Annotated in this window: 12 protein-coding genes; 2 read left to right on the top strand and 10 right to left on the bottom strand. The window is 40.4% G+C overall.

Features of this window, described 5'->3' with window-relative positions; all coding sequences use genetic code 11:
* The 6 genes from JR005_RS10985 to JR005_RS10960 all read right to left on the bottom strand — a co-directional run.
* Nucleotides 1-2,637, bottom strand: a 2,637-nt coding sequence (locus tag JR005_RS10985) for a bifunctional aconitate hydratase 2/2-methylisocitrate dehydratase (RefSeq protein WP_049174314.1), incomplete at its 3' end; no start/stop codon positions are given.
* A gap of 285 nt (nucleotides 2,638-2,922) precedes the next feature.
* Nucleotides 2,923-3,192 (bottom strand): hypothetical protein, encoded by a 270-nt coding sequence (locus JR005_RS10980; RefSeq protein ID WP_004998167.1) that lies wholly within the window; start codon nucleotides 3,190-3,192, stop codon nucleotides 2,923-2,925.
* 145 nt (nucleotides 3,193-3,337) lie between these two features.
* Nucleotides 3,338-3,697 (bottom strand): hypothetical protein, encoded by a 360-nt coding sequence (locus tag JR005_RS10975; RefSeq protein ID WP_171063837.1) that lies wholly within the window; start codon nucleotides 3,695-3,697, stop codon nucleotides 3,338-3,340.
* A 98-nt stretch (nucleotides 3,698-3,795) separates the two neighbouring features.
* Nucleotides 3,796-4,323 carry a DUF4124 domain-containing protein gene (locus JR005_RS10970; protein ID WP_004998177.1) on the bottom strand — a complete coding sequence of 176 codons (528 nt, stop codon included), beginning with the start codon at nucleotides 4,321-4,323 and terminating at the stop codon, nucleotides 3,796-3,798.
* A 282-nt stretch (nucleotides 4,324-4,605) separates the two neighbouring features.
* A complete protein-coding gene (locus JR005_RS10965; RefSeq protein WP_218665032.1) occupies nucleotides 4,606-9,138 on the bottom strand; it encodes a translocation/assembly module TamB domain-containing protein in 4,533 nt (1,510 codons plus the stop codon).
* 23 nt (nucleotides 9,139-9,161) lie between these two features.
* Nucleotides 9,162-11,915, bottom strand: a complete 2,754-nt coding sequence (locus tag JR005_RS10960) for an autotransporter assembly complex protein TamA (protein ID WP_004998184.1) — start codon at nucleotides 11,913-11,915, stop codon at nucleotides 9,162-9,164.
* A gap of 166 nt (nucleotides 11,916-12,081) precedes the next feature.
* Here JR005_RS10960 and JR005_RS10955 point away from each other — a divergent pair, with 166 nt between their 5' ends.
* Nucleotides 12,082-13,401, top strand: coding sequence for an MFS transporter (locus JR005_RS10955; protein ID WP_004998187.1), 1,320 nt, complete (start codon nucleotides 12,082-12,084; stop codon nucleotides 13,399-13,401).
* A 4-nt stretch (nucleotides 13,402-13,405) separates the two neighbouring features.
* Nucleotides 13,406-14,041 carry a 2-polyprenyl-3-methyl-6-methoxy-1,4-benzoquinone monooxygenase gene (gene coq7, locus JR005_RS10950; protein WP_004998190.1) on the top strand — a complete coding sequence of 212 codons (636 nt, stop codon included), beginning with the start codon at nucleotides 13,406-13,408 and terminating at the stop codon, nucleotides 14,039-14,041.
* A gap of 68 nt (nucleotides 14,042-14,109) precedes the next feature.
* Here coq7 and JR005_RS10945 read toward each other — a convergent pair whose 3' ends face one another.
* The 4 genes from JR005_RS10945 to JR005_RS14925 all read right to left on the bottom strand — a co-directional run.
* On the bottom strand, nucleotides 14,110-14,667 hold the full coding sequence (locus JR005_RS10945) for a DUF2799 domain-containing protein (protein ID WP_004998192.1): 558 nt from the start codon (nucleotides 14,665-14,667) through the stop codon (nucleotides 14,110-14,112).
* 112 nt (nucleotides 14,668-14,779) lie between these two features.
* Entirely contained in the window at nucleotides 14,780-15,484 is a 705-nt protein-coding gene (locus JR005_RS10940) for a response regulator (protein ID WP_004998194.1), read from the bottom strand.
* Nucleotides 15,485-15,494: 10 nt separating this feature from the next.
* On the bottom strand, nucleotides 15,495-18,152 hold the full coding sequence (locus JR005_RS10935) for a sensor histidine kinase (RefSeq protein ID WP_004998196.1): 2,658 nt from the start codon (nucleotides 18,150-18,152) through the stop codon (nucleotides 15,495-15,497).
* 57 nt (nucleotides 18,153-18,209) lie between these two features.
* Nucleotides 18,210-18,444: potassium-transporting ATPase subunit C (locus tag JR005_RS14925; RefSeq protein ID WP_228731691.1), on the bottom strand; the 235-nt coding region annotated here is incomplete at its 5' end.

Raw genomic sequence — 18,444 nt, 5'->3', positions numbered from 1 at the left:
AGTCAATTGAGCCGCAGCAATTTTCTTGGTATCTACAGTGTTTGCAGCATCTGTATATTCGCCCATCTTATCGAAGTTCAAATATTTGTAGATGTCAGCAGACATGCTGTCGATTTGAGCAGCATACTGTTGATATTCTTCTGGGCTTGGAAGTTTACCTAATACAGCAGCAACAGAAGCAAGCTCAGCAGAAGCTAGGTAAACATTAGCACCCTGACCTAAACGGTTCGGGAAGTTACGAGTAGAGGTCGATACACAAGTGGTATTCGGTGCTACACGTGCTTGGTTACCCATGCAAAGTGAACAACCTGGCATTTCTGTACGTGCGCCAGCTTTACCATAGATGTTATATAGACCTTCTTCCATCAACTGGTGTTCATCCATACGTGTTGGAGGAGCTAACCAAAGACGAGTTGAAAGCGAACCACCTGGTACTTTATCTAAAAGCTGACCTGCTGCACGGAAGTGACCAATATTGGTCATACAAGAACCGATGAATACTTCATCAATTTTGTCACCTTGAACTTCAGAAAGAAGTTTTGCATCATCTGGATCGTTCGGGCAGCAAAGAACAGGTTCTTTAATGTCAGCAAGATCGATTTCATAGACTTTGGTGTATTCAGCATCAGCATCAGCTTTAAGAAGTGATGGATTAGCCAACCATTTTTCCATGTTTTCGATACGACGCGCCATCGTACGAGCATCGCCATAACCTTGTGAAATCATCCATTTCAACATGGTAATGTTAGAACGCAAGTATTCAGCAACTTTCTCTTCAGAAAGTGTAATCGCACAGCCCGCAGCAGAACGTTCAGCAGATGCATCAGACAATTCAAATGCTTGCTCAACAGTCAGGTCAGTTTCCATTTCAGTCAAGTCGATCTCAAGGATACGACCGGAGAAAATGTTTTTCTTACCTTTTTTCTCAACAGTAAGATCGCCTTCCTTGATTGCATAGTAAGGAATCGCATGTACAAGGTCACGTAAAGTGATACCCGGTTGCATTTTACCTTTGAACTTCACAAGGACAGATTCAGGCATATCCAGTGGCATTACACCAGTCGCTGCTGCAAACGCAACAAGACCAGAACCTGCTGGGAATGAAATACCAATTGGGAAACGAGTATGTGAGTCACCACCAGTACCAACGGTATCAGGCATTAACATACGGTTTAACCAAGAGTGAATAATACCATCACCCGGACGAAGCGACACACCACCACGGTTCATGATGAAGTCTGGTAGTGAATGTTGCATTTGTACGTCAACTGGCTTTGGATATGCAGCCGTGTGACAGAAAGACTGCATCACAAGATCAGCTGAGAAGCCTAAGCACGCTAAGTCTTTCAACTCATCACGTGTCATTGGACCAGTCGTATCTTGAGAACCAACAGTTGTCATTTTAGGTTCACAGTAAGTACCTGGACGAATCCCTTGACCTTCTGCAAGACCACAAGCACGACCTACCATTTTCTGAGCTAAAGTGAAACCTTTACCAGTGTCAGCAGGTTGTACTGGAGTACGGAATAATTCAGAAGCAGGAAGACCTAAAGCTTCACGCGCTTTAGTTGTCAAACCACGACCGATGATGAGGTTGATACGACCACCCGCACGTACTTCATCAAGAAGAACAGGTGTTTTAAGTTCAGATTCAGCGATTTGCTCACCGTTTTTGAACGCTGTGACTTTCGCAGCAGCATGGTCAATTTTCAGTGTAATTTCATCGCCCATGTTCATGTCAGAAACATCGATTTCAACAGGAAGTGCGCCTGCATCTTCCATAGTGTTGAAGAAAATCGGTGCGATTTTTGAACCTAAGCAGTAACCACCGTCTTTTTTGTTTGGGATGTGTGCAATTTCATCACCAAAGAACCAAAGCACAGAGTTCGTTGCAGACTTACGAGATGAACCAGTACCTACAACGTCACCCACATAAGCAACTTGATTGCCTTTAGCGATCAGGTCTTTAATTTGGTTAAGTGGACCAACTTCACCTGGTTTTTCAGGATTAATACCATCACGCTCATTTTTCAACATTGCATTTGCGTGTAATGGAATATCTGGACGGCTCCATGCGTCTTGTGCTGGAGACAAGTCATCAGTGTTGGTTTCACCCGTAACCTTGAAAACAGTTAGCTTGATTTCTTCAGGAACATCTTTGCGGCTAGTGAACCATTCAGCGTCTGCCCAAGATTGTAAAACAGCTTTTGCATTGGCATTGCCCGATTTTGCTTTATCAGCAACGTCATGGAACGCATCAAATACAAGAAGAGTCTTTTTCAATGCTTCAGCCGCTAAACCACCAAGTTCAGCGCTATCAAGCAAATCAACTAAAGGAGCGACGTTATAACCACCAAGCATTGTGCCAAGTAAGTAAACTGCACGTTCTTTAGAAACTAATGGAGATGTCGCTTCACCTTTTGCAACTGCTGACAAAAATGCCGCTTTTACATAAGCAGCTTGGTCAACACCCGCTGGAACGCGGTTTTCAAGCAAGTCCACAAGAAAAGCTTCTTCACCTGCTGGTGGATTTTTTAGCAATTCAACCAAATCAGCAGTTTGCGCATCATCAAGTGGCTTCGGTGGGACTCCGAGTGCGGCACGTTCTGCAACGTGTTGGCGGTAAGCTTCTAGCACAGTGTTATTCCTCTTTTTTAAAAAATTATTTGCAATTCCTGCCTAGCAAAGCTTTGCAAATAATATGGACAGCAAAATTTTACTAAAAATCAAGTCAAAAGTTAATGCAAGCGCCGTGTTTCTTCGTGATTCTCATTATTTTATAGCGAAATAGTACTTGACAGTTCGCTATAGAAAAACGAGGGAAAGACAGGCGATAACTGAGTCACTTGGCTTTGCCATGATTTAGATCAATAAAAAAGGCAACCCATGTTGCCTGATTTTGTTGAGAAAAACTATAAAACCTTAGTGGACTGTGGTGGTTTGTAAATATTGATTTAATGCGTCCCGATTTCCCTCAAATTTAATCTGGACTTCGTCTTCGTGTAACATTGCATGATCAGCGCTCGCAAATGAGATCGTAACCTCATAAAGTCTAGCCTTTTCATCAATGACTTCCTTGATATAAACTTTATCGCCTACACTTAAGACGTAACTACTACCGCCGATGACCGCAACACCTTTGGTGTCTTCGAGCAACAAATCAGCATTATGCAGATAAGCAACAACTTCCATCTTTGCTCTCCTATCGTATAATTATTCGTCAATTTATTATTCTTTATTTTTATACAATTATCTATATCAAGCTTTTAAAAATACTCAATAACTTTGTAACTGCTCAATATTGATTATGAATCCATCAATAAAAAAAACCGCTCACTTAGAACGGTTTATAATGGGGCATTTTGTCATGCGGTGTTGCGATACACTGCTCTGTAGTTTGCTTACGAATATTTTCTCGTGCTTCATCTGGATTATTTTGAAGTTGTGCAATTGGTAATGCATAAACTTCATCAATAATTTTTAAGATAAATGTACGAGTAATTTCATCTTCAATTTTCTTTGCGTGTTCAACAGCTTGGTTTTTTTCGATTGCATTTTGACGATCAAGCATAATTGAACGCGCCGCATTGCCCATACTCGTACAATAGCCATGCCATTGTTCTTCAGGCGTTAAGGGTTTCTTTTCACTACAGCCTGCAAGTACAACACCTAAAACAAGAAACAGAACTTTTTTCATCATTAGACTGAACTTAATCTGATGGCATCATCATACTGAATATTGTCATATTTTCCAAAAGCTATTCGGTTAAAATCTTTGGTGAAATTTTTAGTTTTTTATTTGTTACATTCCATTCGAGTTCCGTTCATTTGACAGACACCGCCACGAGATGACAAATAAGTATTGCCTGTGACTTTATTATAATTATGTCCTTTATGATCACTACAGCGCACACCATTACAGTCTTTGATTACATAACTTTGTTTCTTTGTTGAAACTGTATTCTGAGCGGCACTTTGACTGCTTCGTGCTTTATTTACTGTAACTGCATTTTCTTTTTCAACGGTAACAGGTTTCGCAGTTTGCTTGTTATTTTGTTTGTAGGGGCTGTAATATTCATCAGCGATAGCTGCATTGGATTTAAAATTGTCTGGTTTAGCCTTATCGTGATCAGACGCAGTGTTTTTTTGCGATGTAAGTTGTGGTTCATTTGAGCGTTGTGTAGGCGGCGGCGTTGCTGAATACGTGGTTACGCCATTCGCATCTACCCATTTATAATATTGCTGAGCGTTTGTGTGTAACGTACAACCTAATAGCATTAAACTAATGACTGCCCAAAATCGTCCATAAATGACAGAATTCATCTCTACTTTCCCTAATTTGTCACAATTTTATTAAAATTAATCTTTTAAATTCAATACTTTATCTTAATATTATTCAGAAAAATGCACAATAATGTAGCTCAAAAATAAATACTTGCGCTTAAATTCTTGAATAGATATCCAAGCTCAAGTCGAATGGAAAAATTTTTATTTGATGATACTTTTTTTAATTCAAAACATAGATGTTATTAAGGCATGTTAAATACAACTATTATTTTATTTGCCTAGAAAAAGCCGCTCGAAAGCGGCTTATTTATTCAGTTCTTAAAAACGCCAGTTATAGAACAAATCGATTGCACGTTCCAAAGATTGACTGGCTTCTAGATAAAGACGTTTATTCATTTGGTAACGTAAAGTTAATTTATTCACAGGTGTAAACACACCTACGCCGTAGCGAATAAACAAGTCAGGAGTAATATAACCCGTTAGACTCACCTGTGTATCATCACCAGTACCCTGCGCGTCTAATGCCAAACCACTTAAGCCAAAGGTCCGTCCGATTTGATTGGTAAGTGCACGAGTGCCACCTAAACCCATACTGATCCCTGCTGCGGCAATCGTGTTGTTGACATCTGATTTAAAGCCCGCTGTGTTGCTTAAACCACTATTACCCTCATTGATACGACCTGTCACCAGTGCATTGAGAGCTTCCTGCTCCGATAAACCTGCATCATTATAAATCTGGATATTAGGTACAGCGGCGGTACCTGTAACACGAACACCCACTGTACTGCCTTGAACAGATTTGTTGGCATCAACATCTAATGTCGGATTAGAAATTGGTCCGTTAAAACGAGCAATCGCGCGATTTAAATCTAGGCTTTGTCCATACGCTTCAATTTTAACTTTTTGGCTAACACCAATTGCACCACTTGCGCGTAGCGCAGTTTCAAGTCCGCGTTGCGATAAATTGAGACGACCCACCAAAGGAATTCGACTATTAAAGCCTTGAAAGATCACTCTTTCACTACCAATATTGACCGACACATCTGCTCGAATATCCCATGGTTTAGCTGCTTTCAAAATCGCAAGTTGATCCTGTCCATCTCTAACAACCCGTACATCAGATGAAACTGCCACCACAGGTTCACTTGCTTCTGGCATAGAGATTAAAGCACGAGGAATATCTATTTTCCCATTTACGATCAGACGTTTACTTAGAGGATAGGCATCCATCGATACATCTGGATTGACAATCGCGGTAATCAATGGTGCTTGACGAACAAGTAGATTATCACCCTTCAAATTTAATTGAACACGTGGATCATTTTTCCAGTCGATATTTCCTGTCAGTTGTCCAACGCCACGCCCACTATTAAACGCTCCATTAATTGTAGCGTTGTCCTGACGGATCGCCGAATACAATTGAATATTAGTAAGATTGACAGGCAATGACATCATACTAATCGAACCATTTTTTAGACGTAAATCACCTGTAATTTGGGGCTGAGTCAAAGTTCCATTAATCTTTCCAGCCAGTGCTAAAGTTCCATTCATTGAACGGACATCACTAATGAAAGGTTTAAGCACTTTAAGTTGTACATTATCAAAGGCCACTTCACCATTCATTGGCATAGGGGTTTGATAAGGATTAATAATGACTTTGGCATAGCCTGTACCAATTTCTGGTGTTTTGACATCTAATCTTAACAATAGGCCCTGACTGACACTTTTGGCAATCACACTGAGCTGATCATAACTTAAAGTCGATGCAGGATCTTGAGGGTCGGTAGCAGCCAATCCAATTTCACCATTTTGAGTGATTAATTGCGCGTCGAGTTTGGGCTGAGCACCATTTGCCCAAGATGCTTTAGCATAGCCATTGAGCTTACCTGTAATGGCTAAACCTTCTGGCATAAATGCTGCGAAATCATTTAAATCCAAATCTCGGGTTACAACTGAAAGATTTCCTCGTGCTTTACTGACTCTTAAAGGCTGATCCAGACAAAGCTGACTATTTTGGCTAGCCCAGCAATGCTGTCCAACAAATAATTCCTGATTGCCTGTGCTATAAATAACCGCAGCATTTTGCTGCTGTTTTAATACAGCACGGCGCGAGTCAAAAATACCCTGTTGAATTTGTCCAAGCCAGTCATTATTTTGGTTAAAACCACCTGCCAGTTGCACATAAAATTTTGAATAGTAGTTCCAGCCTTGTAACTGAACCAGATGTGCTTTACGCGTACCTGACAAGGTTATACCTGCGTATTGGATCTGACGTCCACCACGATGCAAATCATCTAGCGTCGCTTTTAATGACGTTGGTGTGGTGTCAGAAGTTGGGAGTTCTCCCAATATTTGTATTTTTTTGACACTAATATCACCAAAACCAAAGTTATCGACCACCAAATTTGCAGTCGCTTTTAGTCTTGGTTGAGCCTGAACATTCAAATATCCATAAGTACGACCACGTAATCCAGGATAAAGTTCATACATGGCAGGTGCATTGACCTTCAAACGTAAGTTTTGTGCATTACCAGAAGCCTGTACCTGATTTTTACCATAGGCCAAGAATAAGTTATTTGCCTCAAATTGCTGTGGTAAAAATCCTTTTTGGTTAGAGTTCACTATCATCGATAGATTACCCGTACCACGAACGATTTTGTTATTTAAAAAGCCCGCCATGTTGAGTTTTTCGATATTAATTCGTTTGGAGTTTTCAGCCCAGAGTCCTTGAGTTTTTAAGTTACCAGAGAGCTCACCTTTAACACTAGAAACAAAATATTGCGGCTTAAAACGAACCAGTGAAGCATTAATATCCCAACCAATTGCATTTTTTAAATTGACTGAACCTGATGCAAAAATTTTACCCGCAACACCATTGTGCTGTAATTCAGCAATTTTTATAAAATCTGGCGTTCCTGAAATATTAAACTTGAGTAAGCCTTTGCCCTGATTAAATGCATTTAGACCACCATCATAGTGAACTGCAAAACTTTTAAATCCACCACCCGATTTTTCATCATGAAAAACGATTGCAGCAGTACTTTTTCCAGTCAGCTCGATCATTTCATTTTGAGTAGAATTTGCCATACGACCTTTTAATGAGATCGCATCAAATTGGATAATCTGCTGATTCGGCTTGGCATATCCATTTGCCTTGATTTCACCATTGAGCAAATTTACAGGCGCAGCAGTAGTAATCGTTTGTGGATTAAAGTCTTTCGCATTTAAAATAGCATTCCATTTAAGTTGACGCTTTTCTGATGGCAGTTCAACTTTAGCCTGACCACTCAAACTACCTTTTTGAAGCGACTGATAGGTAAATGCAGGAACATTCAAGATATTATCTTTTAAATTCAAGCGCGCTTCATATTGACCCGCAGGCAACGTCGCTTGTTCATGCGTACGTACATTGGTCGCGACATGGATATCTTGTTTACCTTCCACCAAGGCCAAATTGACCTGTCCTTCATCGCTATCTAACCAACCAATATAAGGCATGGCACGATCAATATTTTTCCATGAAACATCCAGAATCATCGGTTGAACGTTTTGTTGCGATGCTTTTTGTTGCGATGCTTTTTTTGGTGTAGTCTGAGCCTGATTAAGCTTAACCTGCCATGATTCATATTTATCAAAATCAAGATTTGCGGTCAGCGCCGTCCCTTTTCCGAGTGAACCGGCTGATGCGATATTGGCATCCAACGATGGCGGTAAAAAATCGACGATTGCTTGAGGGATCACTTTATCTTTTGGATTAAGATGATTCAGACGTCCTTTGACATCCCAAGTGACGTGATCATGCCAGCCAACATGTCCTGCTAAGCTCACAAAACCCTGCATGAGTTGACCATTAAAGTCATGAATATCGAGACCATTAACCAGATCGGTAGACATTAACGAGGTGTACTGACCTTCTGGAATATTTTCGCCCTTTAAGTCGGTTGCCAGATCCAGATCCAGTTTGTCTACATTTCCTTTAAACTTGGCCGTACCATCCTTAGAAAATAATTTTTGCTCTATGAGTAATGGCCAGTGATAATTTTTAAAATTAAGCTGACCAAACATCGGCACGCCCTCACGCACAGGATGAACCACCACCCAACCCGTCAGCAAATCTGGGGTATTGGTTGCAACGCCCGCTTTTATGGTGTCTAGACTTCCGTTTGCCGCGACTTTAATCGTATCAATATTTAAACTTTTTAACGAAGGTATAATTAAATCTGCACGCGCATTTAGAGGATATTTACCATTAAATGTCATTTTTCCTGTGGCATTGTCTACCGCAAGGTAGCCCATATTCATACGGGAATTTTCGAATTTTAGTTCTGTCCCAGACCAAACTGCATCCTCAAGATAAATATCATGAAAATCGACTTTCGATTTGACGGTTTGGATCACTAGATGATCAATTTCAGCCTCATTCAGTCGTAACACAAATGGCAATTTAATTTCACTAAATTTGAAAGGTTCATTACTCGGTGGAGAATGGCTAATAATTTGTAAATTACGCACATCTGCACGTCTTAGGTGTATCTCTTTACTCAAAATTGCGCGCCAGCCCAAAGACACATCAGCTTTGTCAATTTTGACGTCCAGATCTTTTAGTTTCACCCAAATATTTTTTAAAATAATACCTTTTAAAAGATTCCCGCCTTCGTAATCATAACTCAGAATATGTTGACGCTCCATGACCCGATCTAGCAGAAACTTACTGCCCCGATCTGTGGTAAACATCACACCTAAAGCAGCCACTAAAAATACAATAACAATGAGCAGCGTCAAAAGTGCATTTCTCAGAATGCGACGCTTTTTAGGAGGTGTAGGAGTAGCCGGTTGTTCTACGTCAGCCATAATATTCCTGAGTCAAATTTATTTTAAAGTTGTGAACCAATAAAGAAATGCAATCGAATTGGATGATTATCATCGGAAATACCTGATGCAACATCCAGTCGAATTGGACCAATAGGTGATTTCCAGCGAATCCCCACGCCTACACTATAAGCCGTATCATTTTTAAATTTTTCATCATAAGCATTACCAAAGTCTGAAAATAACGCTGCGCGCCAGCCATCCTTAAATTGGTAGTTATATTCAAGTGAACCAACAGCCAGTCCTTGCCCACCGACTTTATAGCCATATTCTTCTGGAGAAAGACTTTTATAATCAAAACCACGTATGGTTTGGTCACCGCCAGCAAAAAATCTTAAATTATAAGGAACTTTGTCAAAATCATCGGTAAAGATATAACTTAAATCAGAACGTCCGACAAATTGATGATCATCGTTTTCACCCAAGGAATAAATAAAACGCCAACCCGCGGTTAAAATAGCCATATTGGCATCGGATAATAGTGACTCACTCCCCAACTCAACTTTATAACTTTGTTTAAACCCGCGCGTTGGGTTAATGCTGCTATTGCTCGTTGTTTTTGAAAGTTCATATCCGAACAATAAAGCTTCTTGTTCTGCATCCGAACCCGGGACTTTAAATGCATCAGGAATATCATCACTATCCACAACACCATGCTGAGTTAAGCGATCCAGTCGATAGCGAAAACCAAAACTATGTTGCCATCCTCCTAGCGGATTTTTGATGATGCGTTCTGCCCCAAATACCGCAGATTCAGTCTCTAGACTCACATCAGGGCCGATGTCATCACGATCTTCGCGCTCATATCCACCAACCAGATTAATATAATCATTAATTGGATCTTTATAGGGAATACTATAACGCCCATCTATGGCCTGACGTATCTTCGATAGTTCAAGGTTAGCGTCAAAAGAGTGCCCCAAACTATTTACAATGGCGCGTCGGTATTGAGTTCGAATACGAAATTCAGTATCTGTGCCATAACCAATACCTGTTTCCACACTGTTTAAACGATCGGCATTTAAGGTCACGATGACAGGCACTTTCTTTTCTTCGCGTGCCTGAGCCTGTAGTTGGTCATTTTCAGAAGCACGTTGCTGCATCTTTTGTTGTTCAACTTGTGATTTTTCACTTTGCTGATCAGTTGACTGAGTCCCCGCAAATTGAGTTTCATCAGCTACATTTTGCGTGACTTCTTGACCAGATTTTGCATCCGCTTTTTGCAAGGAAGCCACTTGCTGTTCTTCAATTTTTTGCTGATCAACCAATTCTTGTAAGTCAGGTGGTAATTCCAATGGCTTTTCAATTGGATCAGGTTTAATGGTATCGACCAAGGTATAATTAAAATAACGCGAATTGGTCAGGTTATTGGCTAATGTATTCACACGCCAAAAAGCATAATCATCACCATCTTTCCACGGCGTCATACTTTTCAGAACTTTCATTTTTAATGGTAATTTTTTCGATGGGTCACTCATTCTGAATTCGACATTGCCCAGCTTATAACGCTCACCTGTTTCGTACTTTAAATTAATCGCTGCGGTGTCTTCTGGTTGTTTCACCTTGACATCATGTAAACGCCAATAAGCATCAAAATAACCATTATCTGAAGCTGATTCTACAATACGGCTTTTCGTTTGTTCATATTTACCATGATTTAAAATATCACCGACATCCAGATCTGGTACTAAACGAATGACCTGAAATTGTGGAGTGTTTGCGCCTGCTCCAGAAAACTCAATATTTTGCTCTTCAACTTTAACTGGATTATTTGGCGTCACGGTAACTTTGACTTTGCTATCGCTGATTTTTTCAAAATTAAACTTGGCATTGTAATAGCCCACAGCCTGAGCAGCTTGATTACTTAAACTGCGTAATTGAGGTAAGGCTGCATTAAAGTCACCAAAGGCTTCCTGAGTATAACTAGATAATTTGGCGCTAATATTTGCTGCCAAGTCAGCAGGTGCTCCGACCACTTCTGCACTAATCCGAGGATCAGCTTTAGCTGTATTAAAACTACGAGAAGGTCTAATTTTATAAAGAATGCGCCGAAAAAAACCGACTTTTTCATCTTGGTTATCGGCATGCACTTCAGCAATATCATTTAACGAACGTCCTGAACTATTCGCTTCAACCGTAATTTTCTGATCAGATTGAATGTGTTGCATTAAGCTATCAACATTCACAGGCGCTTGATTAATTTGGGCAAGCTCCTGCGCTGTTGGGGCGCTAACACCCGTTTCTGCAACTTTGGATGTCCCATTTCTAGCGTTAGCAGCTTCTCGTTTGGCTTCTTCCGCCACCTTAAAGATTTCGTTGGCCATATTGGCATCAACTTGTGTCTCAGGTATATCTTGTAGGTCTTCAAATTCTATCGGTTTAAATGCCTCAATTTTATTTCCAGCTTGTTCTTGTTGTTGTAATAAAGCCTCACTATCTTGTTGAGATAGGTTCTGAGAAGAATTGACCGAAGACAAATCAGCAACATGCTGAGGATTGCTAGATGTAGTCTGATCGGGTTGAATGGCTACAGCATCAGTACTATTTTTTTGTTGAGTATTGGCTATTTCTGACTGAAGACTTTGACTTAAACTTGAAGAAATAGAGGTATCTGAAATACTTTCAGCATGAGCAACAGGCGAAAAATATAAACTCAACAGCATGCTTGAACAGATGAATTTATTGATATCATGCACATTTAAAATAAAACGTACAGATTGGGCAAGAGTTGTATGTCTAAATTTAATATTCGCAAGCATGTAAAACTCTAGGCTTATTTTAATCGGAATCGCTTTAATGTATATAAATACACGGAAATCAATTGATTTTTCAATGTATCAACCGTCAAAAATATCATACATGATTTTCAAGGTGATTTAACAAATTCATCACATTTCTTAATAAATCGCAATGAAGTTTTAAAAAATGAAAAATGACAGCAACCTTCTGACATCGCGTCGATTTTTACCTATGTTTCTAACGCAGTTTTTCGGTGCGTTGAATGATAATGTTTATAAACAGGCGTTGCTACTTGTCATTACATATGGACTGATCAGCCAACAATCTGCCAGTGTAAGTACCTTAAACAACCTTGCAGCACTTTTATTTATTTTGCCGTATTTTATTTTTTCTGCCACTGCTGGGCAAATTGCAGATAAGTATGAACGTGCCAGTCTGGTTCGTGCGATTAAGATTCTTGAAATTATCATTATGCTGATTGGTTCAGTTGGCTTTATAACAGGACATTTATTTCTGTTAATGGTGGCTTTATTTTTGATGGGCGTACATTCCACTTTTTTCGGCCCGATCAAATACGCGATTTTGCCTGAGATTTTAAAGCCCAATGAATTGATGTCGGGCAATGCCTTATTTCAATCTGGAACATCGATTGCGATCTTGCTGGGTATGATTTTGGGTGGAGCAGTGATTTCTTCGTCCCATGGTAATTTGACTTGGATTAGCATCACCGTAGTCAGCATTGCAGTGATTGGTTATATGTGTAGTCGCTTTATTCTGCCGCAAAAAATTGCTGAACCTGATTTAAAAATTGACTGGAATTTTTTTAGAACCAGTTTTCAAACCATCAAATATGCCAAAAGTATTCCTTTAATTTTTACGATTTTACTGGGTAATTCATGGTACTGGTTTTATGGCGCAACCTACCTGACGCAAATTCCACAACTGACTCAACAAAATTTACATGCCTCGGAAAATGTTGTGAGTCTCCTTCTGACTTTTTTCTCAGTCGGGATTGGAGTAGGTTCATTACTGTGCCGAAAAATTGGTGGATCCGAACTGAATATCAAAATGGTGCCAATTGGTGCAATTGGTCTAACAGTCTTTGCTTTTTATCTGGCTGCGAGTCTGGCGTTTGTCCCAGAAAAAACAGGGGAATTACTTTCTTTAAAAGAGATGTTTACCTCTGGATCGGTGTATTATCATGTCATGCTTGCCGTCACGTTGTTAGGGGTTAGCGGTGGATTTTATATTGTGCCACTCTATGCCATGATGCAAGCTTATTCACCGCGTTCGCATCGCGCGCGCGTTGTCGCTGCAAACAATATTTTGAATGCTGTATTTATGGTGTCATCAGCAGTATTTTCAATTATTATTTTAAGTATTTTAAAAATTGACATTAAAATTCTTTTTATTATTACGGCTGTCTTGAGTGCTATTTTTTCAGTTTGGTTACTGCGTAAGTTACCACCCATGTTAAATTCAGCACATGATTCTCTGGAGGATTAATTCCATGCGTCACTATACGGGTATCGACCGATTGATCAACTCTTTCGATCAAGCATTAAGAAGTTTAGTTCCTGGAGCAACTGCGGCGCATCGCAGCAACCCAGCCGAACAAACTGATGCGCCGCTAACAGTCAGTGATGCGCGTCATGTCGCTGGCTTGATGCGAGTCAATCATAGTGGTGAAGTCTGTGCGCAAGCGCTTTATCATGGTCAGGCGCTCACTGCAAAACTACCCAATGTACGCCGTGAAATGGAACAAGCCGCAATTGAGGAACAAGATCATCTGGCTTGGTGTGAAGATCGCTTAAAAGAGCTAGATAGCGTCCCTAGTTTACTCAACCCCATCTGGTACGGCCTTTCATTTGGCATGGGTGCGATTGCAGGTATTGCAGGTGATAAATATAGTTTGGGCTTCGTTGCGGAAACTGAACGTCAAGTGAGTGCACATTTGATCGATCATTTAAATCAATTACCCGCTTATGATGAACGTTCAAAGCGTATTTTAGAGCAAATGAATGAAGATGAATTGCATCATCGCGATACCGCACTAAATGCAGGTGGTGTTGAGTTACCTTTTCCTGTCAAAATCACCATGACTGCAATTTCAAAGCTGATGACCAAGACCAGTTATTATGTTTAATTTAATCAATTAAATAAGTAACTAAAGAATCTAAAAAGCCCTCTCAATGAACTTGAGAGAGCTTTTGATTATTTCAAGCCATGTTGATATTTAAACCTTTCCAGATCTCGAATCGCATCACGATAGTCACGATTAATTCGGTCAGAATCATTTTGCAGATCCTTTAGGAGTTTGCGATATCGCTCACGATCTTCTGGTTTAAGTTTGTCATCATAAGATTTGCGTGAATATTCTTTGAAATTATCCTGATAACGCTGATAATCTCGTTCAGCATTATAGTACTCTCGTGCAGCCTGATCGTAACTTCTTAATTGACCACGAGTTTCTACAGGACAAACTTGATAATTACCATTGCCTTTTAGCGCTTCATAAAAAATATTCTCGGGTTGACAATAGTATGTTTGCCCCTTGCGATAGCCTTGTTCATATTGAATCTGATTTGGCTTGATATCCGCTTTTGAACAGGCTTTATAATATTGATCTAGCCGACGTTCCTGCCCATTCGAACCATCTTTTTCACCAACTGCTACCCAATTTGCTGTTTTACATTCATCCAGACTCATTGCGGCACAACCTGAAAGTAAAACAGGCACAATCGCCAGACCTAAAATTGTTATTTTCATCATTAACCCGAGCCACACATTTTATGAGATATATTTAATGAATGAACAAGTATGACATCATTCACAGTCAAACTTTATAAGACGATTCAATAGTTGTTTTAAAAATAAACATCGTTTATATAAATCGCAATCCCACACCAGCTACCGTTTCTATATATTTAGGTTGTAATGCATCATCCCCTAGTTTACTACGCAACTTTGCCACCAATATTCGAAGATAATGCGTATCTTCCTGATGCGTTGGCCCCCAAAGCTCTTTAAGCAATTGTGGTTGAGTCACGAGTTGCCCTCGATGTTTTAATAATAACGCCAAAAGTTGAAATTCTTTACGACTCAGATTAATCAAATTTCCCTGAATAAAAACCTGATGCTGCGCCAGATCAACCTTTAAATGATGATCATCAAAATCAATCTGATCTTTTACCCCAGTTGTAGCCTGCGAACGTAGCACAACCCGAATCCGCGCCATAAGTTCGGGCACACTAAAGGGCTTGGTCATATAATCATTTGCACCTGCATCAAGCAAAGCAACTTTTTCCTGCTCATCAGCACGGACAGACAATACAATAACTGGCACATTCGACCAAGTTCTCAGCTCCTGCAATACTTCCCGACCATCCAGATCAGGCAAACCCAAATCCAGAATTACCAATTCGGCTCCTTGAGTTGCAAGTACCTCCAATCCTTTCATCCCTATTTCACAAAGTATCGTTTTGTAGCCTTGTGCACGTAAGGCAATGTCCAGAAATTTTCGGATTTGTGGCTCATCATCAATCACCACGATGCGCGTTTCAACGGAACTTTGTAGAGTCTGATTCATTTTTTTTAATTCATATTTGTTCTGGATGAATAGGTAAACGTATTCTAATCAGTGTTCCCTGTTGATCGCTACCTGTTGTCGCTGTGATTTCACCCATATGAGCACCAATAATTGCTTTGACGATGGTAAGTCCAAGCCCTGTTCCAAAGCGTCCCCGATCTCCACGTTCCATCGTATAAAACATGTCAAAGATTCGATTACGTTCATCTTCGGGGATTCCAACACCCCGATCTTCTATTTCAATTTGTAGCGTCTGATCATCCCATTTTCGAGTACGCACCTGAATCGGCTGATCTACAGGAGAAAATTTTGCGGCATTTTCCAGCACGTTAAAAATTGCCTGTTCAATCAAGGCAGGGTGCACATATAGTTCTATCGGTTGCTCTGCCCGCTGAATATCAATCTTGATCTCAGGCATATAGCGTTTTAGCCGTTGAGTTGCTGAACCTATCAGTTCATCCAGACCAATCCAGTCACGATTTAGTTTGAGACCATCATGGCCCAGTCTGGTCATATCCAATAGATTTTGAATATAGCGATCCAGCCGTTCACCTTCAAGACGAATCGTATCAAGCAATGTATCCTGATCCTCCTGAGACAAAGCAGAGTGATAATTTTTAAGGGTATCGGCCGAACCCATCATCGACGCCAAAGGTGAGCGTAAATCGTGTGAAACCGATGAAAGTAATGCAGAACGAAGTCGCTCGGTCTCACCCATAATTTTCGCTTGTTCCAGTTCGTCTACCAGTTGAGTACGCAACATGGATTGGGCAATTTGCTCGACCATCGATTCGATCAGGCGTTTTTGCTCCACATTCAAAGCAATTCGCTGCTGAGTTAAATCTAGTCCCAATACCCCCAAATTTTGTTTCTGAGCTAAAAGCGGCATAAACCACCAGTCAATCTGGCTAAGTGTATCGGTATATTTGCCACAGCCTTGTTGATGCTTTAAACACCAATCCGCTGCAATTCTTTCTTTGTCGTTTAATTCTCGATCAGAATGAATCATGTTATTTTGTGCAATCATGATCCAGACAGGAAAATTAAACTGCTGTTGAAAAGCGGTTTGTGCAATCTGAATAACATCATCTAAATGAACTGCACTGGATAATCGTGCGGTGACATCCTGCATACGACTGCTAAAGGCATTCGCTGCCCGAAGTGACAATACCTGTTGCCGCAAGCGTGATGCAAGACGACTGGCTATCAACGCCGCAGCTAAGTAGGCAATAACGGTGACAACGCCTTGATGAGCTGAAATCTGGAAAGTAAAACGCGGCTCGATAAAGAAAAAATTATAGGCAAAGAAAAAAAGCATGGCGGTAATTACCGCTGCCAACATCCGTGTCTTGGTTGCAACCAATAATACAGCCACGATAAAAATAATCGATAAATCATCGACTCCGACATACACTTCCGCTATTCTTGCCAAGATAATACTTGTAAATGTCACCATCAAAATGAAGAAAATTTCTTTTAAGCTCAATAAAGAGAAGTAAACATCTTGCCCTAATGGCTTTTGATTAATGCTATCACTTAAAGGTTGCAACACCACTTCAAGTCGCTGATTGTTTTCTAATAAAATGGAATGAAGCGGTCTTTTAAAAAGTGGTTTTAAGCCTGTAGATGGGTGATAACCCAAAATCATGGATGAAATTGATTTTTCCTGGATCGCATCATTCAATGTTTGAGCCACTTTAACACCATATAAAATTTCGGTTCTCCCCCCTAATTGACGTGCCAATTGAAATGCCTGTTCGACTTCCAACTGAACAGGCGCATATTTTTTTTGATCGGCGTAAAAACTCTCCTGAGCCACATGTACTACCGTCCATGACAATGCTCGTTTTTCAGCAAAACGACTGGCTGCTCGTACTAAATATTCTGACTGACCTCGTCCATCAATCGCGACCATCATCTCATTTTTTAACGGAATTGAACGCGTGCCTTGCGCAAGATAAGTTTCTCTCAAATCCGACTCGACATGCTCTGCAACGAATTGCATCGCCAATTCACGTAAAGCTGTCAAATTTTGAATACTAAAAAAACGTTGTAAAGCCGATTGCGCCTGATCAGGCAGATAAACTTTACCCTGCTGCAAGCGTTCAATCAGTTCATTTACGGGCAAATCGATCAGGCGTATATCCCGAATACGGTCAAACACCCGATCTGGCACGGTTTCTGAAACCCGAATCCCTGTCAACTGATAAACCACGTCATTCAAACTTTCCAGATGTTGAATGTTCATGGTGGTAAATACATCTATGCCAGCATCTAACAGCTCATTTACATCCTGCCAGCGCCGTTCATGACGGCTATTGGGAATGTTACGGTGTGCCAGCTCATCAACGAGGACTATCGTAGGACGCAAGGTTAAAATGGCATCCAGATCCATTTCATCAAAATATTGCTCTTTATAAAGAATATTTTTACGTGCTAATATTTTTAAACCTTCAGTTAAGGCAATGGTCTCAGCCCGACCATGAGTTTCCACAATACCAACTGTAATATCAACACCTTGGCGCGATAATTCGTGCGCACGGCTTAACATGGCATAGGTTTTACCAACGCCCGGAGCCGCTCCTAAAAAAACGGTCAAACGCCCTGCCTGATAGCGCTGAACATGATTCAGTAATGCCGAAGCCTGATCTTCACGTGCTGTGGTCATATTGATATTTCACTCAAAAATACGTCCCTGTATCAAATGATTTTGATCCATTTATGGTTATGGATGAAGTTGATCTAAAGCCAGATTCAATTCAAGCACATTTACACGCGCTTGTCCCAGCAGTCCAAATTGTTTCGATTCAGTATGTTGATGGACAATATCCATCACTTGCTGCGTTGATAAATGTCTGAGTTGAGCAATACGCTCCACCTGTAACTGCGCTGCTTCTGGACTAATATGTGGATCAATCCCACTGCCCGATGCAGTCACCAAATCACTCGGAATTTGGTTT

The sequence above is a fragment of the Acinetobacter sp. Colony158 genome, from assembly GCF_019264745.1.
Lineage (GTDB): Bacteria > Pseudomonadota > Gammaproteobacteria > Pseudomonadales > Moraxellaceae > Acinetobacter > Acinetobacter ursingii.
The sequence above is the reverse complement of the archived record's forward strand: the minus strand, read 5'-3'. Positions and strand labels throughout refer to the sequence as shown.